This window comes from Ancylobacter sonchi, from assembly GCF_018390695.1.
GTDB classification, from domain to species: domain Bacteria; phylum Pseudomonadota; class Alphaproteobacteria; order Rhizobiales; family Xanthobacteraceae; genus Ancylobacter; species Ancylobacter sonchi.
Window position 1 is genome coordinate 72,736 of sequence record NZ_JAHBGF010000003.1, and the last position, 24,896, is coordinate 97,631.

At 70.1% G+C, this 24,896-nt stretch carries 26 protein-coding genes; 20 read left to right on the forward strand and 6 right to left on the reverse strand.

From position 1 onward, the window contains the following. Positions 1-600 precede the first annotated feature (600 nt). The gene (locus KHC28_RS00575) at positions 601-1,314 is read left to right on the forward strand and encodes an MgtC/SapB family protein (protein ID WP_214006399.1); all 714 of its coding nucleotides are present in this window, start codon (positions 601-603) and stop codon (positions 1,312-1,314) included. A gap of 39 nt (positions 1,315-1,353) precedes the next feature. Here KHC28_RS00575 and KHC28_RS00580 read toward each other — a convergent pair whose 3' ends face one another. Beyond that, positions 1,354-1,551 carry a hypothetical protein gene (locus tag KHC28_RS00580; protein WP_214006400.1) on the reverse strand — a complete coding sequence of 66 codons (198 nt, stop codon included), beginning with the start codon at positions 1,549-1,551 and terminating at the stop codon, positions 1,354-1,356. Between the two features lie 393 nt (positions 1,552-1,944). Between KHC28_RS00580 and ilvD the strand changes: the two genes are divergently transcribed. Then, positions 1,945-3,672, forward strand: coding sequence for a dihydroxy-acid dehydratase (ilvD, locus tag KHC28_RS00585; protein ID WP_214006401.1), 1,728 nt, complete (start codon positions 1,945-1,947; stop codon positions 3,670-3,672). Beyond that, positions 3,659-4,492, forward strand: coding sequence for a tetratricopeptide repeat protein (locus KHC28_RS00590; RefSeq protein ID WP_214006402.1), 834 nt, complete (start codon positions 3,659-3,661; stop codon positions 4,490-4,492). Before ilvD ends, KHC28_RS00590 begins: the two co-directional genes overlap by 14 nt. Before the next feature lie 389 nt (positions 4,493-4,881). Here KHC28_RS00590 and KHC28_RS00595 read toward each other — a convergent pair whose 3' ends face one another. Then, positions 4,882-5,289 (reverse strand): DUF2000 family protein, encoded by a 408-nt coding sequence (locus tag KHC28_RS00595; protein WP_214006403.1) that lies wholly within the window; start codon positions 5,287-5,289, stop codon positions 4,882-4,884. On the opposite strand from KHC28_RS00595, the gene KHC28_RS00600 reads away from it, so the two are divergent. Further along, positions 5,288-6,208 (forward strand): AraC family transcriptional regulator, encoded by a 921-nt coding sequence (locus KHC28_RS00600; RefSeq protein ID WP_214006404.1) that lies wholly within the window; start codon positions 5,288-5,290, stop codon positions 6,206-6,208. The two genes, KHC28_RS00595 and KHC28_RS00600, sit on opposite strands and share 2 nt — an antisense overlap. Positions 6,209-6,240: 32 nt before the next feature. Here KHC28_RS00600 and xth read toward each other — a convergent pair whose 3' ends face one another. Both xth and KHC28_RS00610 read right to left on the reverse strand, forming a co-directional pair. Then, positions 6,241-7,035 (reverse strand): exodeoxyribonuclease III, encoded by a 795-nt coding sequence (gene xth, locus KHC28_RS00605; RefSeq protein WP_214006405.1) that lies wholly within the window; start codon positions 7,033-7,035, stop codon positions 6,241-6,243. A gap of 91 nt (positions 7,036-7,126) precedes the next feature. Next, positions 7,127-7,273 (reverse strand): hypothetical protein, encoded by a 147-nt coding sequence (locus tag KHC28_RS00610; RefSeq protein WP_214006406.1) that lies wholly within the window; start codon positions 7,271-7,273, stop codon positions 7,127-7,129. A 185-nt stretch (positions 7,274-7,458) separates the two neighbouring features. Between KHC28_RS00610 and KHC28_RS00615 the strand changes: the two genes are divergently transcribed. Both KHC28_RS00615 and KHC28_RS00620 read left to right on the forward strand, forming a co-directional pair. Next, positions 7,459-7,626: a hypothetical protein gene (locus KHC28_RS00615; RefSeq protein ID WP_214006407.1), complete on the forward strand. Its 168-nt coding sequence runs from the start codon at positions 7,459-7,461 to the stop codon at positions 7,624-7,626. Between the two features lie 100 nt (positions 7,627-7,726). Next, positions 7,727-7,924, forward strand: coding sequence for a hypothetical protein (locus tag KHC28_RS00620; RefSeq protein WP_214006408.1), 198 nt, complete (start codon positions 7,727-7,729; stop codon positions 7,922-7,924). Between the two features lie 37 nt (positions 7,925-7,961). Here KHC28_RS00620 and KHC28_RS00625 read toward each other — a convergent pair whose 3' ends face one another. Next, positions 7,962-8,693 (reverse strand): 5'-methylthioadenosine/adenosylhomocysteine nucleosidase, encoded by a 732-nt coding sequence (locus KHC28_RS00625; protein WP_312893038.1) that lies wholly within the window; start codon positions 8,691-8,693, stop codon positions 7,962-7,964. Between the two features lie 29 nt (positions 8,694-8,722). Further along, positions 8,723-9,088 (reverse strand): iron-sulfur cluster insertion protein ErpA, encoded by a 366-nt coding sequence (gene erpA / locus KHC28_RS00630; protein WP_214006410.1) that lies wholly within the window; start codon positions 9,086-9,088, stop codon positions 8,723-8,725. A 94-nt stretch (positions 9,089-9,182) separates the two neighbouring features. Here erpA and KHC28_RS00635 point away from each other — a divergent pair, with 94 nt between their 5' ends. The 14 genes from KHC28_RS00635 (at position 9,183) to KHC28_RS27630 (ending at position 24,859) form a co-directional block, all read left to right on the forward strand. Beyond that, the gene (locus KHC28_RS00635; protein ID WP_214006411.1) at positions 9,183-10,361 is read left to right on the forward strand and encodes a deoxyguanosinetriphosphate triphosphohydrolase; all 1,179 of its coding nucleotides are present in this window, start codon (positions 9,183-9,185) and stop codon (positions 10,359-10,361) included. Positions 10,362-10,499: 138 nt separating this feature from the next. Beyond that, a complete protein-coding gene (argS, locus tag KHC28_RS00640; RefSeq protein ID WP_214006412.1) occupies positions 10,500-12,266 on the forward strand; it encodes an arginine--tRNA ligase in 1,767 nt (588 codons plus the stop codon). Positions 12,267-12,358: 92 nt separating this feature from the next. Continuing rightward, positions 12,359-14,197: an SPOR domain-containing protein gene (locus KHC28_RS00645; RefSeq protein WP_214006413.1), complete on the forward strand. Its 1,839-nt coding sequence runs from the start codon at positions 12,359-12,361 to the stop codon at positions 14,195-14,197. Positions 14,198-14,211: 14 nt separating this feature from the next. Continuing rightward, a complete protein-coding gene (nagZ, locus tag KHC28_RS00650) occupies positions 14,212-15,225 on the forward strand; it encodes a beta-N-acetylhexosaminidase (protein WP_214006414.1) in 1,014 nt (337 codons plus the stop codon). Between the two features lie 32 nt (positions 15,226-15,257). Further along, positions 15,258-16,070, forward strand: a complete 813-nt coding sequence (locus KHC28_RS00655) for a segregation and condensation protein A (RefSeq protein WP_214006415.1) — start codon at positions 15,258-15,260, stop codon at positions 16,068-16,070. Then, positions 16,067-16,792 carry an SMC-Scp complex subunit ScpB gene (gene scpB, locus KHC28_RS00660; RefSeq protein WP_312893039.1) on the forward strand — a complete coding sequence of 242 codons (726 nt, stop codon included), beginning with the start codon at positions 16,067-16,069 and terminating at the stop codon, positions 16,790-16,792. Before KHC28_RS00655 ends, scpB begins: the two co-directional genes overlap by 4 nt. Before the next feature lie 46 nt (positions 16,793-16,838). Further along, entirely contained in the window at positions 16,839-17,948 is a 1,110-nt protein-coding gene (locus tag KHC28_RS00665; protein ID WP_214006416.1) for an ABC transporter ATP-binding protein, read from the forward strand. A gap of 185 nt (positions 17,949-18,133) precedes the next feature. Then, positions 18,134-18,358 (forward strand): twin-arginine translocase TatA/TatE family subunit, encoded by a 225-nt coding sequence (locus KHC28_RS00670; RefSeq protein ID WP_214006417.1) that lies wholly within the window; start codon positions 18,134-18,136, stop codon positions 18,356-18,358. A gap of 243 nt (positions 18,359-18,601) precedes the next feature. Next, the gene (tatB, locus tag KHC28_RS00675; RefSeq protein ID WP_214006418.1) at positions 18,602-19,387 is read left to right on the forward strand and encodes a Sec-independent protein translocase protein TatB; all 786 of its coding nucleotides are present in this window, start codon (positions 18,602-18,604) and stop codon (positions 19,385-19,387) included. 2 nt (positions 19,388-19,389) lie between these two features. Beyond that, positions 19,390-20,181 carry a twin-arginine translocase subunit TatC gene (tatC, locus tag KHC28_RS00680; RefSeq protein ID WP_214006419.1) on the forward strand — a complete coding sequence of 264 codons (792 nt, stop codon included), beginning with the start codon at positions 19,390-19,392 and terminating at the stop codon, positions 20,179-20,181. Between the two features lie 125 nt (positions 20,182-20,306). Further along, positions 20,307-21,821, forward strand: coding sequence for a serine--tRNA ligase (gene serS / locus KHC28_RS00685; RefSeq protein WP_214006420.1), 1,515 nt, complete (start codon positions 20,307-20,309; stop codon positions 21,819-21,821). 117 nt (positions 21,822-21,938) lie between these two features. Beyond that, entirely contained in the window at positions 21,939-22,703 is a 765-nt protein-coding gene (gene surE / locus KHC28_RS00690; RefSeq protein ID WP_214006421.1) for a 5'/3'-nucleotidase SurE, read from the forward strand. A gap of 13 nt (positions 22,704-22,716) precedes the next feature. Beyond that, positions 22,717-23,382 carry a protein-L-isoaspartate(D-aspartate) O-methyltransferase gene (locus tag KHC28_RS00695; RefSeq protein WP_214006422.1) on the forward strand — a complete coding sequence of 222 codons (666 nt, stop codon included), beginning with the start codon at positions 22,717-22,719 and terminating at the stop codon, positions 23,380-23,382. Positions 23,383-23,563: 181 nt separating this feature from the next. Beyond that, the gene (locus KHC28_RS27630) at positions 23,564-24,859 is read left to right on the forward strand and encodes a peptidoglycan DD-metalloendopeptidase family protein (RefSeq protein ID WP_312893040.1); all 1,296 of its coding nucleotides are present in this window, start codon (positions 23,564-23,566) and stop codon (positions 24,857-24,859) included. Positions 24,860-24,896: the final 37 nt, after the last annotated feature.

The following is a 24,896-nucleotide window of genomic DNA, read 5'->3' on the forward strand; positions in this document are numbered from 1 at the left end:
GCAGGGTCCGGCGGTTGAGGCGAGGGCGGCGCAATCCGCCGGTGCCGCTGCCGCTGGGCGGCCGCTTCGCGAGCCGGTGAGGGGCGCGGCATCGGGGGGCCGAAAGGATCCTGCCTCGGGCCTCTCCGCCAAGATCGGGCGCATGCATCGGCCGGATCCGGTTCTGGCCTCCCACATGACGAGCGCGGCGACAGCCGGGTTCGGCGCGGGGAGGGCATTGCTCTCGGAGAGGCGCCGCACCGCGAGCCCGTCACCGGGATGACGGCCCCTGCGGGTCGGGCCGGGCGCGATGAGGCCGCGGCTCGCAAGAGGGAGCGCGCCGCCTCGAAGGGCGGGCGTGCGGGTTGCCATGCCGCCGCCGGTTTCCCGGCCGGACGCGGCCATCCATGCAGGGCGCGCCGCGAAAGTTCTCTTGCCGGGCGACTGGCCGGCAGGCGGGCGCCCGGGGGAGTGGTATGCAGGGCCGGCCCCGCGTCATCGAGACGTCATGCAAGCAGGCTCTAGAGGCCGGACAGGCCGGCGGAACGATCCGCCGCCGCTGCGTGCGCGACGGGGACAGGGGCGGCGGCCGTCGCCCCCTACGGAGCGATGGAGACCCGCATGCCGTTCATCGCCTCGTTCCAGGCCGCCGACTTCGCCAGCACGCTGATCAGCCTCGTCGTCGCCTTCGCGATGGGCACGCTGATCGGCGCCGAGCGGCAATACCGCCAGCGCATCGCCGGGCTGCGCACCAATGTGCTGGTGGCCATCGGCGCCTGCCAGTTCGTCGACATGGCCATGCATCTCGACGGCGCCGGCGGCGCGGTGCGGGTGATCGCCTATGTGGTGTCGGGAATCGGCTTCCTCGGCGCCGGCGTCATCATGAAGGACGGCCCGCATGTCAGCGGGCTCAACACCGCCGCGACGCTGTGGTGCTCGGCGGCGGTCGGCGCCTGCGCCGGAGCGGACCTCATCGCCCAGTCGGTGGCGCTCACCGTCTTCGTGCTCGCCGGCAACACGCTGCTGCGCCCGCTGGTGCGCCGGCTGGAGCGGCTGCCGCAGGGCGAGGAGGTCGAGGGCAGCTACGAGGTCATCGTGCTCGGCCCCTTGGTCGAGGCGACGGCCGTGCAGGCGCGGCTGAGCGAGATGCTGGACGCCGCCGCCTATCCCGCCGCCGACATCGAGGCGGCGGAACGGCCCAACGCGATGGTGGAGATCACCGCGCGGCTGGTCTCGACGACCGCCCGCAAGGACGAACTCGACACGCTGGTGGCGCAGCTGCGCGGCTTGCCCGACATCTCCTCGGCGCACTGGTTCCGCAGCGCCGGTGAGTGAGGCGGGCCCGGCCGTCATTGGCCGGGGAGTGAGGCCGACTCAGCCGCCATTGGCCGGGGGCGAGAGGGGCGGGGCGACGGGCGCGTCGACCGGCGGCAGGTACTTGTCGAGCTCGGCGCGCAGCCGCTCGATCACGTCGGCGGCCTCGGAGAGCTCGTCCTCGATCTTGTCGCGCGGGAACCCGTCGAGATTCGCCGCCATGGCCCGCAGTCGTTCCACGATGTTGCCGCTCGACATGTCAGATCCCCATTTTGTTCCGGGCACCGTTGCGGCGCCCATTATACGCCTCTCTCCCTTCCGCACAGCCGGTGACAGGCTGATGACGTGCGATTTCCGGCGGTACGGCGACCCCGGCTGGCGGCGGCGGCCTTCGCCGGCAAGCCGGCGGCGGATGGCAGGAAAAACTTAAGCCTAAGCACAGCCGGGGCGGCGGCGGGGGCGTTTGATGCTACCGCCGGTCGTGACAGATGTGCAACAGTGTCACGCATTCGCAACCATGAGCCGAACCGGGACCCGCGACGCCGCGAAGCCGCCACAAACCGGCACGAAATCCGACCCGAAGACAGTGGATAGTCGTGCCTAGGATGCGGGACCACAGAATTCCGCTTCTGCCGGGAAAGTACTTCGAAAATGGACGCCAAGACGCTCATCGATAAACGGAACCTGCCCAGCCGTCACGTTACGGAAGGGCCGGCGCGCGCGCCGCACCGTTCCTACCTCTACGCGATGGGCCTCACCCGCGAGCAGATTCACCAGCCGCTGGTGGGCGTGGCGTCGTGCTGGAACGAGGCGGCTCCCTGCAACATCTCGCTGATGCGCCAGGCGCAGGCGGTGAAGAAGGGCGTCGCGAGCGCCGCCGGCACCCCGCGCGAATTCTGCACCATCACCGTCACCGACGGCATCGCCATGGGCCATGACGGCATGAAGGCGTCGCTGGCCTCGCGCGAGGTGATCGCCGACTCGGTCGAGCTCACCATTCGCGGCCATGCCTATGACGCCCTCGTCGGCCTCGCCGGCTGCGACAAGTCGCTGCCCGGCATGATGATGGCGATGGTGCGACTCAACGTGCCGTCGATCTTCATCTATGGCGGCTCGATCCTGCCCGGCTCGTTCCGCGGCCAGCCGGTGACCGTGCAGGACATGTTCGAGGCGGTCGGCAAGCATTCGGTCGGGCTGATGTCCGACGAGGATCTCGACGAGATCGAGCAGGTGGCCTGCCCCTCGGCCGGTGCCTGCGGCGCCCAGTTCACCGCCAACACCATGGCGACCGTTTCCGAGGCGATCGGCCTCGCGCTGCCCTATTCGGCCGGCGCGCCGGCGCCCTACGAGATCCGCGACAGGTTCTGCATGGCGGCGGGCGAGCAGGTGATGGAACTCATCGCCCGCAACATCCGCCCGCGCGACATCGTCACCCGCAAGGCCCTGGAGAACGCTGCGACCGTGGTGGCGGCCTCCGGCGGCTCGACCAATGCCGGCCTGCATTTGCCGGCCATCGCGCATGAATGCGGCATCAAGTTCGACCTGTTCGACGTCGCCGAGATCTTCAAGCGCACCCCCTATATCGCCGACCTGAAGCCGGGCGGGCGCTATGTCGCCAAGGACATGTTCGAGGTCGGCGGCATCCCGCTGCTGATGAAGACGCTGCTCGACCATGGCTACCTGCATGGCGACTGCCTGACCGTGACCGGCCGCACCATCGCCGAGAACCTCGCTTCGGTGAAGTGGAACCCGCACCAGGACGTGGTGCGCCCGGCCAACGACCCGATCACCGTCACCGGCGGCGTGGTCGGCCTGTCCGGCAACCTCGCCGAGGACGGCGCCATCGTGAAGGTGGCGGGCATGAAGAACCTGAAATTCACCGGCCCCGCCCGCTGCTTCGACGGCGAGGAAGCCTGTTTCGAAGCCGTCACCCATCGCGCCTACAAGGAAGGCGAGGTGCTGGTGATCCGCTACGAGGGTCCGAAAGGCGGTCCGGGCATGCGCGAGATGCTGTCGACCACCGCGGCGCTGTATGGCCAGGGCATGGGCGACAAGGTGGCGCTGATCACCGATGGCCGCTTCTCCGGCGCCACGCGCGGCTTCTGCGTCGGCCATGTCGGGCCGGAGGCGGCGGTGGGCGGGCCGATAGGGCTCCTGCGCGACGGCGACATCATCACCATCGACGCCGTCGAGGGGCGGCTGGAAGTTGCTCTTTCGGACGAGGAACTCGCCGCGCGCCGCAGCGCCTGGCAGCCGCGTCCGTCTTCCGTCGGCTCGGGGGCCATCTGGAAATTCGCGCAGGCCGTGGGACCCGCCCGTCTGGGCGCGGTGACCCATCCCGGCGGCGCAGCCGAGACACAATGCTATGCGGATATCTGACCGTCTGGCCCTCATAGCCGTCGTCGCGACGGCGCTGATGCCGCTCTCCGGGGCGATGTCGGGGGCCTACGCCTTCGACGGCAGCCCGGATTCCGGCAATGGAGCCGTGTCGGCCCCTCGTCCGCTCGACGAGGCGGTGCGCTCCGGCACCCAGGCGCTGCGTTCGGGCGAGACCGAGAAGGGCATCGATTCCCTGCGCTATGCCGCCGACCAGGGTCATGCCGGCGCCCAATGGAAGCTTGGGCGCATGTATGCCGAGGGCGAGGGTGTCGAGCGCAACGACATCAAGGCGTTCGAGTACTTCACCCAGGTCGCCAACATGCATGCGGACGACAACCCGTCGACGCCGCAGGCACGTTTCGTCGCCGACGCCTTCGTGGCGCTGGGCAACTACTATCTGGCAGGCATCCCCAACAGCAAGGTGCGGCGCGACCCCAACCGGGCGCGCGACATGTTCGCCTATGCGGCGTCGTATTTCGGCGACCCGGAGGCGCAGTACCATCTGGCGCGGCTCTATATCGACGGCGTCGGCGTCAATCGCGACCTGCGCTTCGCCGCCCGCTGGCTCGGCCTCGCCGCCCATAAGGGCCAGTACCAGGCGCAGGCGGCGCTGGGCGGGCTCCTGGTGAAGGGCGAGGACGGCATCCCCCGTCAGGCGGCGCGCGGCCTGATGTGGCTGACGCTCGCCCGCGATGCGGCGGCCGGCCCCGGCGACAAATGGGTGGTCGACCTCTATGACGACGCCTTCGCTGGCGCGACGTCGGACGAGCGCTCCATGGCGCTGGTCTATCTCGAGCAGTACATGAAGGTCGAGAAGTAAGCGCCTTTTCGAACTGACGATTCGGTTTCATTTCATCGGATGGCCGGCGGCGCGCCGGGCGCGGGCTTCGCGAATCCGACTGCCGTTTGCCTCCCGAAAGCATGTCGTCGCGCCGCGGCCGATCGCGCCGAAGACGGCGCGCGCCGGACCCGCCCGGTCCCCGGCGGTGGCTTCGGCGCCGGGCGCCGGCCAGGGGGCGTCCCGACCGCCCGAGGCGCGGGGGACGGGACGCACATGCCGCCCTTCGAGCTTTCGAACCACAGGCCGACCCGGCGGCGCTTCGGCCGCCCCCTTGGGCAACTTCCCGGCCGGACCGATGCCGCCCGCGCTCGCCCTGCGGACGCCTGCATCGGCGCGGCGGACGGCGCCACGGCAGGTTCGCCGGCCGATCAGCCGTGCAGCTTCGCGCCCTTGGCGATCTTGTCGACGATCCTGCGATCCGCGCGGAGGGCTATTCCCACCACCCTGGCGGTCGACGGGTCGAACATGGAGAATGTCGCCCGGTTCGCTTCGTCGTGCCCGGTAGCGAACATCTCCTCGATGTAGAGCGAGGTGGTGACCTGGCGTTCCAGCGACCGCCTGTGGATCGTGCGAAGGGTCTCCTGATCCGCCGACATGATCACCATCGGCTGGATCGAGAGCGGGTTGTAGACGTGGCCGACGGCGTCACGGTACGGTTCGCCGATAATCTCCGGAAACTGGGCGGCAATGCCGCAACTCAGGAACGCCGTGACGTTCAGTTCCTGCCAGGCCGCGAGATCGTCTCGCAGCACAATCGTGACCTTGGTATCGAACATGCGAAAGGCACCCACTAGCTGTTTGATCGGCGGGTCACCCCTAGCGTCGACCAGTGAGCCGGGTCTTGAAGGTTCGTGCGGATTCGACGGCATCGTCCAGGCTCCCGCCACGCGGGGGATCGACCGGATCGAGGCCCGCTTCCGAGGCAACGCCTATTCCCCGCATCGCCACGATACCTACGCGCTCGGCGTTACGCTCTCCGGCGTGCAGACGTTCCGCTACCGGGGCGAGACGCGTTTCAGCCTGCCGGGCCAGGTCATCGTCCTCCACCCCGACGAACTGCATGACGGCGCGGCGGGGACGGAACTCGGCCTGCGCTATCGGATGCTCTATCTGCCGCCCGAGCGGGTGATCGAGGCTGCGGGTGGGCGGCGTCAGCTGCCTTTCGTGCGCAGCCCGGTCCTGCGGGACGACGAGCTTCGGCAAAGCCTGCTGGAGGCGCTCGGCGATCTGCAGGGCGAACCCTCCGACCTCGCCTGGGACGATCTCCTCGCCCGGTTCGCGGATCGGCTCTGGCGGCACGCCGATAGGGAGGGGGCGAGGAGGGGATTTGTCGCCCATGGCGCGGTCACCCGATGCCGGGAGTTCCTGCACGACAACAGCGACCGGCCGGTTTCCTCCGACGAGCTTGAGCGGATCAGCGGCCTGGACCGGTATGCGCTCGCCCGCCATTTCCGGGCGATGCTCGGCACCAGCCCGCATCGTTACCTCGTCATGCGCCGGCTCGAAAAGGCACGCTCGCTGATGGCGGAGGGGCTGAGCCTCTCGGAAGCCGCCAGTGCGTCAGGCTTCGCCGACCAGAGCCACTTCACCCGCCATTTCAAGAGCACGTTCGGCATGACGCCGGGAAGATGGCTCGTGCTCACGGGAACGGCCGGCGAGGGGCCGGCGAGAGGGCCGTTGCGGCGGGGCCCCTGAAGGGGCCGATTACCTTGCCGGACGGCCGCCCCTCACGCGGCGACATCGAGATCGGCCCAGACCGGGACGTGATCGGAGGGCTTCTCCCAGCTGCGGACATGCTTGTCGATGCCGACGCCCTTGAGCAGGTCGGCGGCCTGCGGAGAGAGCAGCAGGTGGTCGATGCGGATGCCGTTGTTCTTCTGCCAGGCCCCGGCCTGATAGTCCCAGAAGGTGTACAGCCCCGACGCGTCGCTCGACGCCCGCACGGCGTCGGTGAGGCCGAGATTCTCGATGGCGCGGAAGGCCGCGCGGGTGCGGGGCAGGAACAGCGCGTCGCGCACCCACATCTCCGGGTGGGCGGCATCCTCCGGCTCGGGAATGACGTTGTAGTCGCCGGCGACGATGAGCGGCTCCTCAAGCTCCAGCCGGGCGGCGATATGCGCCTTCAGCCGCGCCATCCAGGCGAGCTTGTAGGAGTATTTCGCGGGGTCGTCGGGCGGGTTGCCATTGGGCAGGTAGATGCCGCAGACCCGCACCACGCCGCCGCCGGGGCGCGAGACCACCACCTCGATGAAGCGCGACTGCACGTCGTCGCCATCGCCGGGCAGGCCGGTCGTCACCTCGTCGAAGGGCAGGCGGGAGAGCACGGCGACGCCGTTGTAGCTCTTCTGCCCGTGGACGGCGACATTGTAGCCGGCGGCCTCGAAGGCCTCGCGCGGGAACTGGTCGTCCTGGCACTTGATCTCCTGCAGGCAGACCACATCCGGCTGGCGCTCGGCGAGCCAGGCCAGCGTGTTGTCGAGCCGCAGCCGGACGGAGTTGACGTTCCAGGTGGCGATGCGCATGCGCGAGATATCCGCTTCGTGTCCGCTTCGGGAGGGGCTTGAATCGGCCGGCAGCATGCCGCCTCGGCCGGCGCCGCGCAAATGCCGGGGATCACCGATGCGGGTGGTGCCGAGGGGTATGACGGATCTTGGCGTCGCTGGTGCAGTAGAGGCCGTGCCGATAGCAGCCGTCTGTCAGCTGCCGGTCGAGGCGGTGGAACAGATGCGCCAGCACGGAACGCAGGGTGGCCATGAACATGGAGGGCTCCATCGGCCGGGATCGGCCGTGCCCTCAATGTCGAAGCTGTCGCATCAATTTTCGATTGGGAAGGCGGGAGAGAGCCATAAGCGGCGCGTAAAGCCGGGAGCCCACCGCCGATTTGCCGAAGCGGAGGGGCGGCTGTTAGGTTCATGGCGCACCACATCCGAAGATGGAGGCGACGCATGGCCGGATACGGCCCCTATGTCGTCGGAGTGATCGCCGGACTGATCGTTGCCTTGGCGCTCTCGGCCGCGCTGGCGATCAATGGCACGCCGCAACTGCTCCTGTTCGGCCTCCTGCCGGCGTTGGGCGGCGCGGTCGCCGAACGCGTCCATGCCGCGCGCCGCTGAACCTGTGCTGCCGTGCCCTGCGTCGCACCACCGGCAGCCGCTACCACTCGATGAGCGCGCCGTCTCATGAGTGCCTCCCGCCATGTGGACAGGAAACCGGATGCTGCGTGTGCCGACCTTTGCCAAGGTGTTCGTCGCGGGACTGGTTGGGGGACTTCTGGCGTGGTGGTTCTTTGAAACCGTCTCGCCATCAACTAACGCGCCACCTTATCTGGCCGTGATAATGGCGACGCTGTTCGCATGCAGCAGCTGGATACGCGAACGTCGCAAGTCGTCGTCCCGGAACGCGACGGACTGACGCCGCGCGCGGACTGACGCACGCGGAGAGCCGCAACCTACACCACCGGCAATAGCCGCCGCACGATGAGGGCGCCGGAGCGCGCGACCTCGTCCAGGAACCTGTGGATGTCGAAGTGCGATTCGTGGCCGGCGAGGTCGGACAGCGCGCGGATCACCACCCAGGGCACGCCGAAGGCGGCGCAGGCCTGCGCCATCGCCGCCCCCTCCATCTCGACCGCCTTGCCGCCGAGCTCGCGGAACAGCGCCTCGCGCACCTGCTCGTTGTTGATGAACTGGTCGCCGGTGAGCACGCGGCCGAAATGGATGCGCGGCACCGCGCCGCCGGTAGCGGCGAGCGGGGACAGCTCGAAATCGGCCAAAGCCGCGCCGATCCGCCCGGCGAGGGCGGGATCGAGCGAGAGGCCGAGCCCTTCGAACGGGTTGAAGAAGGGCTGGTGGCCGTGCTGGTAGGCGACGAAGCCATCCGGCCCCTCATAGCCGTGATCGTGCTGGACGACATGGTCGGCGATCACCACGTCGCCGATGGCGAGCGCCGGATCGAGCCCGCCGGCGACGCCGGAGAACATCACCGCGCTGGCGCCGAAGCGCTCGATCAGTAGGGTGGTGGCGATGGCGGCGTTGACCTTGCCCATGCCGGCCCGCGCCAGCACGACGGATTCGCCGTCAAGCCGGCCGGCATGGAACGCCATGCCGGCCGTCTCGTGGGTCTCGCCATGCTCGATATTGTCGAGGAGATAGGCGACTTCCTGCTCGAGCGCGCAGAGCACGCCGACGCGCCTTCCCCCGGCGAGGCGCATCAGAGCGCGAAGCTGGTGCCGCAGCCGCACGACGCCGTGGCGTGCGGGTTGCTGATCTTGAACGAGGCGCCGATCAGGTCGTCGACGAAATCGAGCTGCGAGCCGGACATATATTCCAGCGAGACCGGATCGACCACGACAGTGGCGCCGTCCTTCTCGATGACGATGTCGTCCGCGGTTTTCTCGCGGGTGATGTCGAATTTGTACTGGAAGCCGGAGCAGCCGCCGCCTTCCACGCTGACGCGCAGCATGCTGGTGGCCGGTTCGCCGGCGAGGATCTCGGCGATGCGGCGCGCGGCGCTCGACGTCACCGCGACATCGGTGATCGCGGCGGCGGAGGAGGGAACGAGGGAGGCGTCAGCCATCGGAGCGGCCTTCGGATGTTGAATGTGACTGGCTTGATAGTTAAGTGCTGACGCCGCCGAGTCAAAGGGGCGAACGCGCAGAGGAGACCCGCGCATGGCGCTCGCCGCCGCCGAGCCACGCGCCCCATGGGCCGCCCGCGCCGAGGAAAGTCGCGGCCGCCTCGTCGAGGAGCCGGCAAGCGGCTCGCGCAGCGCCTTCCGTCGCGACGCCGACCGCATCATCCATTCGAGCGCCTTCCGCCGCCTCGCCTACAAGACGCAGGTCTTCACCTATCACGAGGGCGACCATTACCGCACCCGGCTGACCCACACGCTGGAGGTGGTGCAGGTGGCGCGCTCGATCGCCCGCGCGCTGGGGCTCGACGAGGACCTCGCCGAGGCGCTGGCGCTGGCGCACGATCTCGGCCACCCGCCCTTCGCCCATGCCGGCGAGCGGGTGCTCGACGCCTGCATGGCCGCCTATGGCGGCTTCGACCACAATGCGCAGTCGCTGCGCGTGGTGACGCGGCTGGAGAACCGCTATCCCGGCTTCGACGGGCTGAACCTCTGCTGGGAGACGCTGGAGGGCATCGTCAAGCATAACGGGCCGCTGATCGGCGAGGGGCGCGAGCCGCTGGCGCACGCCATCGCGGTGCATGTCGAGAAGCAGGACCTGTGGCTGTGGAGCTGGCCCTCGGCGGAGGCGCAGGTCGCCGCCATCGCCGACGACATCGCCTATGACGTGCACGACCTCGACGACGGGCTGCGCGCCGGCATGTTCACGGTGGAGGAATTGCGGGCGCTGCCGCTGGTCGGCGAGGTGATCGCCGGCATCGCGGCGGACTGGCCGGGGCTGTCGGGTTCGCGCCTGGTGCACGAGATCGGCCGGCGGATGATCACGCTGCTGATCGAGGACGTGGTCGGCGAGACGCGGCGGCGGGTCGAGGACGCGCAGCCGGACAGCGCCGATGCGGTGCGCCGGCTGGGGCGGGCGCTGGTCGGCTTCTCGGCGGAGCGGGCGACGGGCGAGCGGGCGATCAAAAACTTCCTGTTCCCGCGCATGTACCGCCACCCGCGGGTGATGGCGGAAATGGAGGCGGCGGGCCAGGTGGTGCGCGACCTGTTCGGTGCCTACATGAGCGATGATTTCACCCTGCCGGTGGAATGGCGTGCCGGCATGGACGGACGCGACGAGGCCGGGCGGGCCCGGCGCATCGCCGACTTCATCGCCGGCCAGACCGACCGCTACGCGCTCGCCGAGCATGCGCGGCTGTTCGACGGGGCGAATGCGTGAGCCCGGGGGCGTCCGCGACGTGATCCGCCGCCGGACGGCGGTTGTAAGTAAGCGCTGACTTAGTTTTTTGACTTACCCCCCGATCTGCGCTAGCCGGCTCCCGGCCCATCCGGGCCGGCCGTTTCGGAGCTTTCCGCCATGAACCTCTATGCCCTCTTCGCCGATCATGTCCGCGCCGCGCTCGAAGCGCTGGCGGCGGAAGGTGTGCTGCCGGGAGGCATCGACGCGCGACGCGTGGTGGTCGAGCCGCCGCGCGACGCCAGCCATGGCGACCTCGCCACCAATGCGGCGATGGTGCTCTCCAAGGACGCCGGCCTGAAGCCGCGCGAGCTGGCCGAGAAGCTCGCCGACAAGCTGCGGGCGGTGAAGGATGTCGAGCGGGTCGACGTCGCCGGGCCGGGCTTCATCAACATCGCGCTGTCGCCAGCCTTCTGGCCGCAGGTGATCGCGGCGGCGCTGGTGCAGGGCGACGATTTCGGCCGCTCCGGCATGGGCGCGGCGCGGGCGGTGAACGTCGAGTACGTTTCCGCCAACCCGACCGGGCCGATGCATGTCGGCCATTGCCGCGGCGCGGTGTTCGGCGATGCGCTGGCCAACCTGCTCGCCTTCGCCGGCTTCGCGGTGGCACGCGAATACTACATCAACGACGCCGGCGCGCAGGTCGACGTGCTCGCCCGCTCGGCCTATCTGCGCTATCGCGAGGCGCTGGGCGAGACCATCACCATTCCCGAGGGGCTGTATCCCGGCGACTATCTGGTGCCGGTCGGGCGCGACCTCGTGGTGAAATACGGCAAGACGCTCCTCGACAAGAGCGAGGACGAGTGGCTGCCGCTGGTGCGCAAGATCGCCATCGACGAGATGATGGACATGATCCGGAGCGACCTCGCGGCGCTGAACATCCGCCACGACGTGTTTTTCTCCGAGCGGACGCTGCATGCGCGGAACGGCGGCAACGCCTCGACCATCGACCGGCTGCTGGACGATCTGCGCGCCCGCGACCTCGTCTATGATGGCCGCCTGCCGCCGCCCAAGGGCGCGCCGGTGGAGGACTGGGAGGATCGCGAGCAGACGCTGTTCCGCGCCACCCAGTTCGGCGACGACGTCGACCGGCCGCTGGTGAAGTCGGACGGTGCCTACACCTATTTCGCCGCCGACATCGCCTATCACAAGGACAAGTTCGATCGCGGCTTCGGCACGATGATCGACGTGTGGGGCGCCGACCATGGCGGCTACATCAAGCGCATGCAGGCGGCGGTGAAGGCGGCGACCGGCGGGGAGGGGAGCCTCGACGTCGAGATCTGCCAGCTGGTGCGCCTCTTGCGTAATGGCGAGCCGGTGAAAATGTCGAAGCGCGCCGGCACCTTCGTGACGTTGCGTGAAGTGGTGGATGAAGTCGGCCGCGACGCGGTGCGCTTCATGATGATCCACCGCAAGAACGACGCGGTGCTCGACTTCGACCTTGCCAAGGTGATGGAGCAGAGCCGCGACAACCCGGTGTTCTACGTGCAGTACGCCCATGCACGGGCGCGCTCGATCCTGCGCAACGCTCGCGAGGCGTTCGCCGACCTGCCGTCCGATCCGGCGGCGTTTGCCGGCGAGGAGCTGTCGCGGTTGAGCGACGAGGGCGAGGTCGCGCTCGCCAAGCTGATCGCCGCCTGGCCCCGCCTCGTCGAGCAGGCGGCCTCGGCGCGCGAGCCGCACCGGGTGGCCTTCTACCTCTACGATCTCGCCAGCGGCCTGCACGCGCAGTGGAATCGCGGCAAAGACGCGCCACATTTACGCTTCATTATCGAAGATGATCGAAAGTCAACTTATGCGCGGCTGGCGCTTGTTCACGCCGTCGCGCTGATCATCGCTTCGGGTCTTGCGATCCTTGGAGTCGATGCTCCCGAAGAAATGCGGTGAGCGCGTTGCGTAAGGTCTCGCTCCGCTTCTCCTAAAGTGCGCCTCCGGTCCTGCCGGCGGGTGTTCGCACGCAGCCAACAGGTCCGGTTAACATGATCAACGACGGCACTTCACGTTATCGGCAGAGCGATCAGGGTTCCGCCCCGCGCCCGGCCGAGGGACGGTCCACCGCCGCCGATCCGCTGGCCGAACTCGCCCGCATGATGGCGCAGGAGGACGAGTTCGCGGCGCTGATGCGCGAGCTGCCCCGCCAGCAGCCGCGTCCCGCCGCTGCCCCGCAGCCGCAGCCGCGTCCGGCGGCGCCCGCCCGCCCGCAGCCGGCCGCGCCGCAGCCGCCCCAGCCGCAGCGCGCCGCGTCTCCCGCCGCGCCGTCGCCGCGCCCGGCGCCGGGTTCCTTCGCCGCGCTGGCGGCCGAGGTCTATACCGAATCGGCGCAGCGCGCCGCCGCTGGTGCGGCTCCCGCCGCCCCGCGGGCCGAGCGCCCGGCCGTCGACCCGCGCCGTCCGCTGCCCGCCGATCCCTATGCCCGCGAGCCGGCCCGGCCCGCCGCCGCGCCGGTGCGCGCCGAGCCTGTGCGCAGCGCCCCCGTGCGTTCGGAGCCGGTCCGTTCCGAGCCGATGATGCGCGCCGAAGCTCCGGCGCCGCGTCCGGTCGCGCCGCCGCCGGCCGCGCCGCGTGCCCCCGTTCCCCCGCCTCAGGCGGCGCCCGCCGCCCGCGCGCCGATGCCCGAGCCGCGCATTCCCGTCGGGCCGGCCCCGACCGCTTCTCCCGCTCCGGCGCCGCGGGGCCCCGCTCGCGCCGAGCCGGCCTTCGAGGAACCGGTGGCGCCGCCGCCGAGCTGGATGAGCCGCGCCAATCCGGCGCCGGTGGACCGCGATGCCACCTTCGATCTCGGCCTCGACCGTGACGACGTCTACGATTACGGCCGCTCCTCCGGCGAGGAGGAGAGCTACGGCCATGAGACCGACGAGGATTACGGCCACCATGCCGAGGTCGCGCCGGCCCGCAGCCGTCGCCGCCTGCTGATGGCCGGCGCCGCGCTGGCGGTGCTGGTGGTCGGCGGGGCCGGCGCCTATGCCATGCTGCGCGGCGGTGGCGGCAGCACCAACCTCAGCGGCAACCTGCCGCCGGTGATCCGCGCCGAGCCGTCGCCCAACAAGGTGGTGCCGGCGCCGACCCAGACCACCGAAGCGGTCTCGGACGGCCAGAAGCTGATCTATGACCGCGTCGGCGGCACCGCCTCCACCGGCAGCGAGAAGGTGGTGTCGAGCGAGGAGCAGCCGGTCGACGTGTCGCAGGCCGCCCAGCCGCAGCCGCGCGTCATCGCCCCGGCGCCGAGCGCCACCCCGGTCGCCACCGCCCCGAACGGCACCGAGCCGAAGCGGGTGCGCACCCTCACCGTGCGCGCCGATGGCAGCATCGTCGAGGGCGACCCCGCGCCGACACCGTCGCGGGCCGTGGCCGCCACGCCGCAATCGCCGCAGCCGACCGCCACCGCGCCGGTGGCGCTCAGCGCGGGTACCGCCGCCCCGGTCACCACCAATCCGCAGCCGCTGGCCGCGACGCCCTCCATCGTGCCGAACGTGCCGCTGCCGCCGACCCGCGTCGCCGCCGCCGCGCCGGCCCAGACCGCGACGCAGACGCTGAACGCGGCGGCGAACGCGGCCCCGACCGCCAGCGGCGCCTATGTGGTGCAGATCGGCTCGGTTCCGACCGAGGCGGACGCGCAGGCGATGCTGCGCTCGGCGCTGTCGCGCTATCCGTCGCTGCTCGGCGGCAAGCCGGCCTCGGTGCGGCGTGGCGACGTGTCTTCCACCGGCGGCACCACCTTCCGCGCGCAGATCGGCGCCTTCGCCAACCGCGCCGACGCGGTCAATCTGTGCGAGCAGCTGAAGGCGCAGGGCGGCTCCTGCTTCGTCGCCCGCCTCTGACCGCCGGATCCGACATGACCGCCCCCCGCGCCTTCATCGCCGGCTGCGCCGGTTCCGTGCTCACCCCCGAGGAGCGCCGCTTCTTCGCCGAGGCGGCGCCGTGGGGGCTGATCCTGTTCCGCCGCAACGTCGAGACGCCGGAGCAGGTGAAGGCGCTGGTCGCCGAATTCCGCGCCGTGGTCCGCCGCGCCGACGCGCCGGTGCTGATCGACCAGGAAGGCGGGCGGGTGCAGCGGCTCGGACCGCCGCACTGGCCGGCCTATCCGCCGGCCGGCACCTTCGCCGCCCTGGCCGAAGCGGGCGACGCCGCCGCCGAGGGCGCGGCGCGGGCCAATGCCGGCACCATGGCCGACGACCTCGCCGCGCTGGGCATCAATGTCGATTGCGTGCCCTGCGCCGACCTGCGGCTGCCGGAAGGCCACGGCATCATCGGCGATCGCGCCTATGGCGCCGAGCCGGTGCAGGTGGCGCGGCTCGCCCGCGCCGTGGCCGAGGGCATGGGCGCGCGCGGCGTGCTGCCGGTGCTCAAGCACATTCCCGGCCATGGCCGTGCCCGTGCCGACAGCCATGAGAGCCTGCCGGTGGTCGAGACTTCCCGCGCCGAGCTGGAGGCCACCGATTTCGAGGCGTTCCGGCGGCTCAACGACCTGCCGCTCGGCATGACCGCGCATGTGGTCTACACCGCCATCGATCCCGCCGCCCCGGCGACCACCTCGAAGCGGGTGATCGACGAGGTGATCCGCGGCTTCATCGGCTTCGACGGCGCGCTGATGAGCGACGACCTCTCCATGGGCGCGCTGTCGGGCTCGCTGGCTGAGCGGGCGCGCGCCTCCTTCGCCGCCGGCTGCGATCTCGCATTGCATTGCAATGGCCGCATGGAGGAGATGGCCGAGGTGGCGGCGCATACGCCGCTGCTCGCCGGCGAGGCGGCGCGTCGCTGCGCGGCGGCGCTCGGCTGGCGTCCGGCCGCGCCTGTCGCGGCGCGCGAGGAATCCGCTGCGTTTTCGGGTATGATCGCGGCGTCCTGAACGCTGAACCCGAAACCGACCGACGGCCCGCCATGGAACCCAGCCCTCTCGCCTTCGAGGCGGACGACGCCCGCATGCCGGGCGAGGGTACGCTCGTCGTCGATGTCGACGGGTTCGAGGGGCCGCTGGACCTCCTGCTGGCGCTGGCGCGCACGCAGAAGGTGGATCTGGCGCGGATCTCCATACTGGAGCTCGCCGAGCAATATCTGCGCTTCGTCGAGGAGGCGCGCCGGGTGCGGCTGGAACTGGCGGCCGACTATCTCGTCATGGCGGCCTGGCTGGCCTTCCTGAAATCGCGGCTGCTGCTGCCGGAGCCGCCCAGGGCAGAGGGGCCGAGCGCCGCCGACCTCGCGCAGGACCTCACCGCGCGGCTGGAGCGGCTGCAGCGCATCCGCGCGGCCGCCGCGCATCTTGCCAACCGCGACCGCATCGGCCACGACGTCTTCGCGCGCGGCGCGCCGGAGCCGCTGACCGGCGGGGCGGCGCCGGCCTATGAGGCGACGCTGTACGACCTGCTCGCCGCCTATGGCGCGCAGCGGCAGAAGATGGCGCTGTCGCAGGTGCGTTTCGCGCCGCGCGACGTCATCCCGCTCGCCGAGGCGCGCGAGCGGCTGGAGCGGATGATCGGCCGGCTGCACCCGGATGGCGAGTGGTCGCGGCTCGACAGCCTGCTGCTCGACTGGTTCGCCGACCCGAAGATGCGGGCGACCATGCTCGCCTCAAGCTTCTCCGCCACGCTGGAGATGGTGCGCGAGGGGCTGGTCGACCTGCAGCAGGGCGAGGCCTTCGCGCCGATCTATGTTCGCCGTCGCGGGCGCGGGCACGAGCCGGGGCCGGCACAGTGAGCGGAGCCACCGGCGCGCCGGCGCGCGACCTCAATCTGCGCCTGCTCGAAGCGATGCTGTTCGCCGCCGGCGAACCGCTCGACGAGGCGACGCTGGCGGCGCGGCTGCCGGAGGGGGTGGCGCTCGCCCCGCTGCTGGCGCAGCTCTCCGCCGACTATGCCGGGCGCGGCGTCAATTTGGTGCGGGTGGCCGGCAAATGGATGCTGCGCACCGCGCCGGATCTCGGCTTCCTGCTCGCCCGCGACAAGCCCGAGCCGCGCCGGCTCTCGCGCGCGGCGCTGGAGACGCTGGCGATCATCGCCTACCACCAGCCGGTGACGCGGGCGGAGATCGAGGAGATTCGCGGCGTCTCCACCAATAAGGGCACGCTCGACGTGCTGCTGGAATCCGGCTGGGCGCGCATGCGCGGGCGCCGGCGCAGCCCCGGCCGGCCGGTGACCTACGGCACCACCATCGGCTTCCTGGTGCATTTCGGGCTCGAATCGATCCAGGACCTGCCCGGGCTGGAGGAACTGAAGGGCGCGGGCTTCGTCGATGCGCGCGTCACCGCCGGGCTGACCGTGCCGTTGCCGAGCGACGAGCCGGCGCTCACCGACGACGAGGACCCGCTGGAGCCGGAGCTGGATTTCGGCTTCTCGCCGGAGCCGGAGGCGATGGACGAGGCCGCCGAGGCGGCCGAGGCCGGGATGGGCGAGGACGGCGCGCGCGGGGAGGGCGGCTGAGCGCCGCCGGCGCCGCCCGCGATCGCCAATGAGGATCACAGAACGCATGGACGACGTGCTCACCAAGGATCTGGCCACCAACGACGTGCCCACCCGCACCCCGGTCACGCTGGCGAGCGGGCTGGTGCTCGAAGGCGTGCGGCACAGCTATGGCGCGACGCAGGCCGCCGCCGGCATCGACCTCGCCATCGAGCCGGGCGAGATCGTCTGCCTGCTCGGTCCCTCCGGCTGTGGCAAGACCACTTTGCTGCGGCTGATCGCCGGCATCGAGCGCCCCAGCGCCGGGCGGATCCTGCTCGACCGGCAGGTGGTGGCGGGGCCGGGAGCGTTCGTGCCGCCGGAGAAGCGGCATATCGGCCTGGTGTTCCAGGACTATGCCCTATTCCCGCATCTCACCAACCTCGCCAATGTCGCCTTCGGGCTGAAGGCGCTCTCCAAGGCCGAGGCGCTGGCCGAGGCGCGGCGCGCGCTGGAGCGCATGCGGCTCGGCCGCTATGCCGACGACTATCCGCACGCACTGTCCGGCGGCGAGCAGCAGCGCGTGGCGCTCGCCCGCGCGCTGGTGACCCGGCCGGCCATCCTCCTGATGGACGAGCCGTTCTCCGGGCTCGACAGCCGGCTGCGCGGCAGCGTGCGCGATGCGACGCTGGCGGCGGTGCGCGATGCCGGCGCCACCTGCGTCATCGTCACCCACGATCCGGAGGAGGCGATGCTGATGGGCGACCGCATCGCGCTGATGCGGGCCGGGCGCATCGTCCAGCTCGGCACGCCGGAGGCGCTCTACCGCCATCCCTGCGACCTGCCGGCGGCGCGCTTCTTCTGCGAGCTCAACGAGGTGGGCGGACGGGTCGCCGGCGGGCGGATCGCGACGCCGCTGGGAAGCTTCGCGGCGCCGGGGCTCGCCGAGGGTACCCGCGCGGTGGCGGCGATCCGGCCGCAGGGCATCGAGATGCGGGCACCGGGCTCGGGAATCGCCGGCCGGGTGCTGGAGCATCGCTTCCTCGGCGAACTTGACATGTACGAGGTCGCGGTGGAGGGAATCGACCGCCCGCTGATCGTGCGGCGGCGCGGGCCGGCCGGGCTCGACGCCGGGCACGAGGTCGGCGTGCATGTCGATGTGGCCGACGTCCTTGTTTTCGCCGCCGCCGGACCTTAGATGACCCAGGGTAGGGCGGCCGGCGGGACGCGACGCCATCGATGCCCATCACGTGAGCAGGGACTGCGCGAAAAAGCTGTTCCCACTTTACAGCGCGATGCTCTAGTGTCCGGCCTCAGTTGCGAAGCGCGCGCCAGGAGTTCCAGCCGCTTGGAGCAGGCGTTTCGGTCCAGGGAGTTTCTGATATGGGTTCGTTGAGCATCTGGCATTGGATCATCGTGCTGGTTGTCGTGCTGCTCCTCTTCGGGCGCGGCAAGCTGTCCGAGCTGATGGGCGATGCCGCCAAGGGCATCAAGGCGTTCAAGAAGGGCATGGCCGACGACGAGGAAACGCCGTCCAAGCCGGCCGAGCCCGTGCGCACGCTCGACCACCAGAACGGCGTCGACGCCGAGCGCAGCAAGGTCAGCTGACCGGCGGCGCGGCTTTCCGGCCCGTGCGCCGGGACGCGAACCGCCCGCAGACGGGGTTGCCGACGTGCCGGTTTTCGCGGCACGGACCGGCGCTCCGAGGCGGAGAGGCCGGCGGCGGACCAACTGCCGGCGGGCTGGTTATCGGCTTACGGGCTATCGGCATACCTGCCACGGGCGTAGAGCACGTGGATCGCACACCATCGGATCGGGGAGGGCAGCCATCGTGCTGCCCCGGCATTTTTCATGTTTGATATCGGCTGGTCCGAAATGCTGGTGATCGGCGTCGTGGCGCTGGTCGTGATCGGACCCAAGGAACTGCCCGGGGTGATCCGCAATGTCGGACGCATGGTGGGCAAGCTGCGCCGCATGGCCGGCGAGTTCCAGGGTACCTTCCAGGAAGCGCTGCGCGAGGCTGATCTCGCGGATGTGAAGAAGACGCTGTCCGGCTTCGCCGACGACACGCAGAACAGCATATCCAGCGTGCGCGACAGCGTGGCCGCGTCGATCCCCACCAATCCGCTGCACGACATCGAGCAGCAGCTGAAGGACGCCGCGACGCCGGTGGAGCGCAAGGACCTGCCGGTGCCCGCCGACCCGACGGCCCCGCCGCCGGTGGCGCCGGAGGCGACCGAGCTGGAGCCGAACGCTTTCGAGAGCATCGAGACCCAGGTACGCAGCGCCACCGACGCCATCGCCGAGGCGGCGCCGACGCCGGTCGTCGCGACGGGTGAGGCCGTGCCGCCCGCCGACAAGGTCGCGGCGGTGCCGGAGGTTTCGGAACCGGAGATTTCGGAAGCGGTCGCCGATCTCGACCGCCCGTCGCCGACGCCGGACGCCAAGCCGGCCGCTGTCGCGCCTGACGCCGAGACCGAGATCGCCGAGGCGGTGGCCGACCTCGACCATCCGCCGGCGACAGCGAACAGCAAGGCCTCCGAGACCAAGACTTCCGAGACCAAGATCTCCGAGACCCAGGCCGCCGCATCCGTGCCGCCTGCCGGCGAAGACGCCTCCAAGGCGAAGGGCGCCTAAGCATGAGCCAGGACGATATCGACGCCTCCAAGGCTCCGCTGATCGAGCATCTGATCGAGCTGCGGGCGCGGCTGATCAAATCGCTGATCGCCTTCTTCATCGCCTTCTTCGCCTGCTTCATGCTCGGCAAGATGATCTACAACATCCTGCTCTGGCCGTATGAGTTCGCGGCCGGCGGGGTGGAGCACGTCAAGCTGATCTACACGGCGCCGCAGGAATTCCTGTTCACCCAGATCAAGCTCGGCATGTTCGGGGCGGCGTTCATCTCCTTCCCGGTGGTGGCGACGCAGATCTACATGTTCGTCGCGCCCGGGCTCTACAAGCATGAGCGCGGCGCCTTCCGGCCCTATCTGATCGCCACGCCGGTCTGCTTCCTCATCGGCGCCGCCTTCGTCTATTTCGTGGCCATGCCGCTGGCGATGAGCTACTTCATCTCCATGCAGCAGGCGGCGGGGCCGGGCTCGGCGGAAATCTCGCTGCTGCCGCAGGTCAGCGAATATCTGTCGCTGATCATGACGCTGATCTTCGCCTTCGGCATCTGCTTCCAGCTGCCGGTGATCCTCACCCTGCTGGCGCAGATCGGCGTGGTGACCTCCGACCAGCTGAAGAAGTTCCGCCGCTATGCCATCGTCGGTGTGTTCGTCGCCGCCGCGGTGCTGACGCCGCCGGACGTGGTGAGCCAGTTCTCGCTCGCGATCCCGACCCTGCTGCTCTACGAAGTTTCGGTGTTCCTGGTGCGCATCGTCGAGAAGCGGCGCGCGGCGGCCGAGGCGGCGCGGGAAGACGCCGCCTGATCCCCACTGGGGTCAGGTAAGGCCGGTTTTCGCCGCGTCAGGCTTGTCGCGCTCCACCGCATTGGAGTAGGTCGAGGGCGTTCCGGCACGGGCCGGCGAACGTCAGACGCGAGAGCGAGACTTCCATGCACGACATCAAGTGGATCCGCGAGGAGCCTGAGGGGCTCATCGACGCATTGGTACGGCGCGGCACGCCGGAGCCCGAGGCGCGGTCTCTGGTGTCCTCGCTGCTGGCGCTCGACGAGCGCCGCCGCGCCGGCATCGTGAAGCTGGAAGAGCTGCAGGCCCGCCGCAACGCCGCCTCCAAGGAGATCGGCGCCGCCAAGAAGGCCGGCGACAACGCCCGCGCCGAGGCGCTGATGGCCGAGGTGAACGGCTTCAAGACCGAGATCCCGGCGATCGAGGAGGCGGTGAAGGCGGCCGAGGCCGAGCTGAACGACACGCTCGCCGCCATCCCCAACGCGCCGCTCGCCGAGGTGCCGTTCGGCAAGGACGAGCACGACAACGTGCCGTTCGATGCCCCGTCGCATGCGGAGATCGAAGGCTCGGCGCTCGCCATGCCGGCGATCCGCAATTACGCCTTCGCGCCGAAGCAGCATTTCGAGATCGGCGAGGCGCTGGGCTGGATGGACTTCGAGGCGGCGGCCAAATTGTCCGGCGCCCGCTTCGTGGTGCTGAAGAGCCAGCTGGCGCGGCTGGAACGCGCCATCGGGCAGTTCTTCATCGACACCCATACCGAACAGCACGGCTATACCGAGGTGGCGCCGCCCGTCCTCGTCAAGGACGAGGCGATGTTCGGCACCGCGCAGTTGCCAAAGTTCCGTGAGGACCAGTTTGGGGTAACTCAGCTTCTAGGCAAAGAGGATGTCGACGCCGAAATTGAACTCCAAGTGCAAGCCGTTTTGCAAAGAGTTCAAGAAGACATTGATGCCGGCAAAAGCGAGTTGGCGATACCTAGAGTGCGACAGGTGATTGAAGACAATGTTCGCGTTCATTTTGAAATGACGCGAGGCCAATTATCGTCGGTAAGAAGTCTCTGGCTCATCCCCACCGCTGAGGTGCCGCTGACCAATCTGGTGGCGCAGTCGATCCTCGCCGAGGACGAGCTGCCCCTGCGCTTCACCGCGCTGACCAACTGCTTCCGCGCCGAGGCCGGGGCGGCGGGGCGCGACACGCGCGGCATGATCCGCCAGCACCAGTTCAACAAGGTCGAGATGGTCGCCATCACCGCGCCGGAGAAGTCGCTGGAGGAGCAGGAGCGCATGCTCGCCTGCGCCCAGGCGGTGCTGAAGAAGCTCGGCCTGCACCATCGCGTCGTCACGCTGTGCACCGGCGACATGGGCTTCGCCTCGGCGCGCACCTTCGACATCGAGGTGTGGCTGCCCGGGCAGAACGCCTATCGCGAAATCTCCTCGGTCTCGACCTGCTCCGACTTCCAGGCGCGGCGGATGAACGCCCGCTACCGGCCGAAGGACAGCAAGGGCCCGCGTTTCGTCCACACTCTCAACGGCTCGGGCGTGGCGGTGGGGCGCGCCATGGTGGCGATCCTCGAGACCTACCAGAACGAGGACGGCTCGGTGACCGTCCCCGACGCGCTGGTGCCCTATATGGGCGGGCGCACCCGCATCGCGGCGAACTGATCGGCTCCGATCAGGCGCTCCGCGTCATCGCGGAGCCTGCCGTCAGGTGATATCGGGGAGGGGAGGCCGATTCCGTCGGCCGCCCCGTTTCCCGCCGTGACGACGAATGGACAGGCCATGCGTATCCTCGTGACCAATGACGACGGCATCCACGCACCCGGGCTCGACGCCTGCGCGCGGATCGCCCGCGCCCTCTCCGACGATGTGTGGGTGGTGGCGCCGGAATTCGACCAGTCCGGCGTGTCGCATTCGCTGTCGCTCTCCGACCCGCTGCGGCTGCGGCAGGTGGAGGAGAAGCGCTACGCGGTGAAGGGCACGCCGACCGACTGCGTGATCATGGCGGTGAAGCACATCCTCAAGGACGCCAAGCCCGACCTGGTGCTGTCCGGCGTCAATCGCGGCCAGAACGTCGCCGAGGATGTCGGCTATTCCGGCACGGTGGCCGGCGCCATGGAAGGCACGGTGCTCGGCATCCCCTCTATCGCGCTCTCGCAGGCCTATGGGCTGGCGACCCGCCACGCCCCCTCCTATGCGGCGGCCGAGCATCACGGGCCGGCGGTGATCCGCAAGCTGCTGGCGGAGGGGATCCCGCCCGGCCTGCTCGTCAACGTCAATTTCCCCAACCGGCCGCCGGAAGAGGTCGCCGGCGTGCGGGTGACGGCGCAGGGCAAGCGCAATCAGGATCTGCTGCGCATCGACGAGCGCGCCGACGGGCGCGGCAACCCGTATTTCTGGATCGCCTTCGAGCGGCGGGTGTTTGAGACGGTGAACGGTTCCGACCTGCACGCGCTCGACCAGGGCTGCATCTCGGTGACGCCGCTGCGGCTCGACATGACCGACGAGCCGATGATGACGCGCCTCGCGCAGCTGTTCCACGGCTGAGCTATAATCGGGCATGACGGACAGCGGCGACATCGACGAGAAGGAGGCGACGGCACGGGCGGCGCTGCTGCTCTCGCTGCGCCAGCGCGGCCTGCGCGACCGCAACATCCTGCGCGCCATGGAGCAGGTGCCGCGCCAGCTGTTCATCGCCCCGGCCTTCCGCCACCTCGCCTGGAGCGACCAGGCGCTGCCGATCGAATGCGGGCAGAGCATCAGCCAGCCCTCGCTGGTGGCGCGGATGACCGAGGCGCTAGATCCCGGCCCGCAGCACCGGGTGCTGGAGATCGGCACCGGCAGCGGCTACCAGGCGGCGGTGCTCGCCCATCTCGCCGGGCGGGTGATCACGCTGGAGCGCTTCCGCACGCTGGCCGCCGAGGCCCGGGCGCGGCTGAAGGCGCTGGGGCTGACCAATGTCGACGTGGTGGTCGAGGACGGGCGCTACGGCTATCTCGCCGCCTCGCCCTATGACCGCATCATGATCACCGCGGCGGTGCGCGAGGTGCCCCCCGCTCTGCTCGCCCAGCTTAACCATGGCGGGGTGCTGGTGGCGCCGCTCGGCGATCCCGACGGTACACAGATATTGACGCGGATCGTTTCCACCCCCGAGGGGCTGGAGCGGCGCGAACTCGGGCGGGTGCGCTTCGTGCCGCTGCTACCTGGCGTAGCCGAGATTCTGTAGCGATTCCGCCATGCTTTCGCCGTTTCGTGGGTCGCGGCGTGAACGGACTTAAGCCGATGTTTACCTATACGAGCCTTTAATCGCACCTGTGTTTGGCGTGCGGGTGATGGGTGCGATGCGCGGGTGTTCGATGCGTGATTCCTGGCGTAATTCCTGGTCGGCTCCGGGTTCCCGGTCCCTGGTGAGGCTGTCCATCGTGGCCCTGCTCGGCGGGACCGCGGCGGCGTGCAGCTCGGATATCGGCCGCTTCCAGAACCCCAACCAGAGCCCGTTCGCGGCGCAGCAGGCACCGGCCTATACCGGCTCGGTCGCCTCGGCGCCGACCGGCCAGGTGCAGTCGGCCCCGATGTCCGCGCCCTCCTACGGCGCGCCGCAGCCGGTGGCTTCCGCCGCTCCCTATGGCGCGCCGCAGCAGACCTATGGCGCCCAGCCGAGCTACGGGGCTCCCCAGGCCCAGCCCCAGACCTATGGCGCCGCGCCGTCCTACGGGGCGCCGCAGCAGCTGGCGAGCGTCACCCCCGCCCAGCAGCCGCTCTATGGCAGCTACCCGGCGCCGCAGGCCGCCGCGCCGGTGCGCCAGCCGGCACCGGTTGCCGCCGCTCCCGCTCCCGCCCCGGTGCTGCACGCCCCCGCGGCCGCCGCCAAGCCGTCCATGGCCGCCGCCGGCGCCGCCCATGTCGTCGCCTCCGGCGAGACGCTGAATTCGCTGTCGCGCCGCTACAACGTGCCGGTGTCGCAGATCGCCGCCGCCAACGGCCTCGACACCAGTTCGCAGGTCCGCATCGGCCAGAGCGTGGTGATCCCCGGCGCCAGTGCCGCGACGCTCGCGGCCAAGCCCGCTCCCGCCGCCGTCGCTCCCGCGCCGGTGGCCGTCGCCAAGCCGGTGTTGACCGCGCCGGCAGCCACCGCCCCGGTGACGGCCGCCGCCGCGCCGGCGCTTGCCGCGCCGACCCCCGTCGTTGCCACCAAGCCGGCCGCTGCCGCCAAGCCGGCCGCCGTCGCGGCGGCGCCTGTCGCCGCGCCCGTCGAGACGAAGGCGCAGACGATAGCCGCCGTGAAGCCCTCCGAGCCGGTGGAGGACGAACGCACCGCCAGCGGCGTGCAGTTCCGCTGGCCGGTGCGCGGGCGCATCATCTCCGGCTACGGCCCCAAGCCGGGCGGCCAGACCAATGAGGGCATCAACGTCTCGGTGCCGGAAGGCACCTCGGTGAAGGCCGCCGAGGACGGCGTCGTGGCCTATGCCGGCAGCGAGCTGAAGGGCTACGGCAACCTCGTCCTCGTCAAGCATTCCGACGGCTGGGTCACCGCCTACGCCCACAACAGCTCGCTCGACGTGAAGAAGGGCGACACGGTGAAGCGCGGCCAGGTGATCGCCAAGGCCGGCCAGACCGGCAACGTGACCTCGCCGCAGGTGCATTTCGAGATCCGCAGGGGCTCGCAGGCGGTCGACCCGTCGCAGTATCTCGCGGGGCTCTGAGCCTCTCGCGGGGCGCAGAATCTCAGAGGCTTTGGCG

What these genes read in the sequence shown, in the direction of transcription:
- KHC28_RS00575 (WP_214006399.1), top strand. Translation starts at nt 601, where the DNA reads ATGCCGTTCATCGCCTCGTTCCAGGCCGCCGACTTCGCCAGCACGCTG.
- KHC28_RS00580 (WP_214006400.1), bottom strand. Translation starts at nt 1,551, where the DNA reads ATGTCGAGCGGCAACATCGTGGAACGACTGCGGGCCATGGCGGCGAAT.
- ilvD (WP_214006401.1), top strand. Translation starts at nt 1,945, where the DNA reads ATGGACGCCAAGACGCTCATCGATAAACGGAACCTGCCCAGCCGTCAC.
- KHC28_RS00590 (WP_214006402.1), top strand. Translation starts at nt 3,659, where the DNA reads ATGCGGATATCTGACCGTCTGGCCCTCATAGCCGTCGTCGCGACGGCG.
- KHC28_RS00600 (WP_214006404.1), top strand. Translation starts at nt 5,288, where the DNA reads ATGCGAAAGGCACCCACTAGCTGTTTGATCGGCGGGTCACCCCTAGCG.
- KHC28_RS00595 (WP_214006403.1), bottom strand. Translation starts at nt 5,289, where the DNA reads ATGTTCGATACCAAGGTCACGATTGTGCTGCGAGACGATCTCGCGGCC.
- xth (WP_214006405.1), bottom strand. Translation starts at nt 7,035, where the DNA reads ATGCGCATCGCCACCTGGAACGTCAACTCCGTCCGGCTGCGGCTCGAC.
- KHC28_RS00610 (WP_214006406.1), bottom strand. Translation starts at nt 7,273, where the DNA reads ATGTTCATGGCCACCCTGCGTTCCGTGCTGGCGCATCTGTTCCACCGC.
- KHC28_RS00615 (WP_214006407.1), top strand. Translation starts at nt 7,459, where the DNA reads ATGGCCGGATACGGCCCCTATGTCGTCGGAGTGATCGCCGGACTGATC.
- KHC28_RS00620 (WP_214006408.1), top strand. Translation starts at nt 7,727, where the DNA reads ATGCTGCGTGTGCCGACCTTTGCCAAGGTGTTCGTCGCGGGACTGGTT.
- erpA (WP_214006410.1), bottom strand. Translation starts at nt 9,088, where the DNA reads ATGGCTGACGCCTCCCTCGTTCCCTCCTCCGCCGCCGCGATCACCGAT.
- KHC28_RS00635 (WP_214006411.1), top strand. Translation starts at nt 9,183, where the DNA reads ATGGCGCTCGCCGCCGCCGAGCCACGCGCCCCATGGGCCGCCCGCGCC.
- argS (WP_214006412.1), top strand. Translation starts at nt 10,500, where the DNA reads ATGAACCTCTATGCCCTCTTCGCCGATCATGTCCGCGCCGCGCTCGAA.
- KHC28_RS00645 (WP_214006413.1), top strand. Translation starts at nt 12,359, where the DNA reads ATGATCAACGACGGCACTTCACGTTATCGGCAGAGCGATCAGGGTTCC.
- nagZ (WP_214006414.1), top strand. Translation starts at nt 14,212, where the DNA reads ATGACCGCCCCCCGCGCCTTCATCGCCGGCTGCGCCGGTTCCGTGCTC.
- KHC28_RS00655 (WP_214006415.1), top strand. Translation starts at nt 15,258, where the DNA reads ATGGAACCCAGCCCTCTCGCCTTCGAGGCGGACGACGCCCGCATGCCG.
- KHC28_RS00665 (WP_214006416.1), top strand. Translation starts at nt 16,839, where the DNA reads ATGGACGACGTGCTCACCAAGGATCTGGCCACCAACGACGTGCCCACC.
- KHC28_RS00670 (WP_214006417.1), top strand. Translation starts at nt 18,134, where the DNA reads ATGGGTTCGTTGAGCATCTGGCATTGGATCATCGTGCTGGTTGTCGTG.
- tatB (WP_214006418.1), top strand. Translation starts at nt 18,602, where the DNA reads ATGTTTGATATCGGCTGGTCCGAAATGCTGGTGATCGGCGTCGTGGCG.
- tatC (WP_214006419.1), top strand. Translation starts at nt 19,390, where the DNA reads ATGAGCCAGGACGATATCGACGCCTCCAAGGCTCCGCTGATCGAGCAT.
- serS (WP_214006420.1), top strand. Translation starts at nt 20,307, where the DNA reads ATGCACGACATCAAGTGGATCCGCGAGGAGCCTGAGGGGCTCATCGAC.
- surE (WP_214006421.1), top strand. Translation starts at nt 21,939, where the DNA reads ATGCGTATCCTCGTGACCAATGACGACGGCATCCACGCACCCGGGCTC.
- KHC28_RS00695 (WP_214006422.1), top strand. Translation starts at nt 22,717, where the DNA reads ATGACGGACAGCGGCGACATCGACGAGAAGGAGGCGACGGCACGGGCG.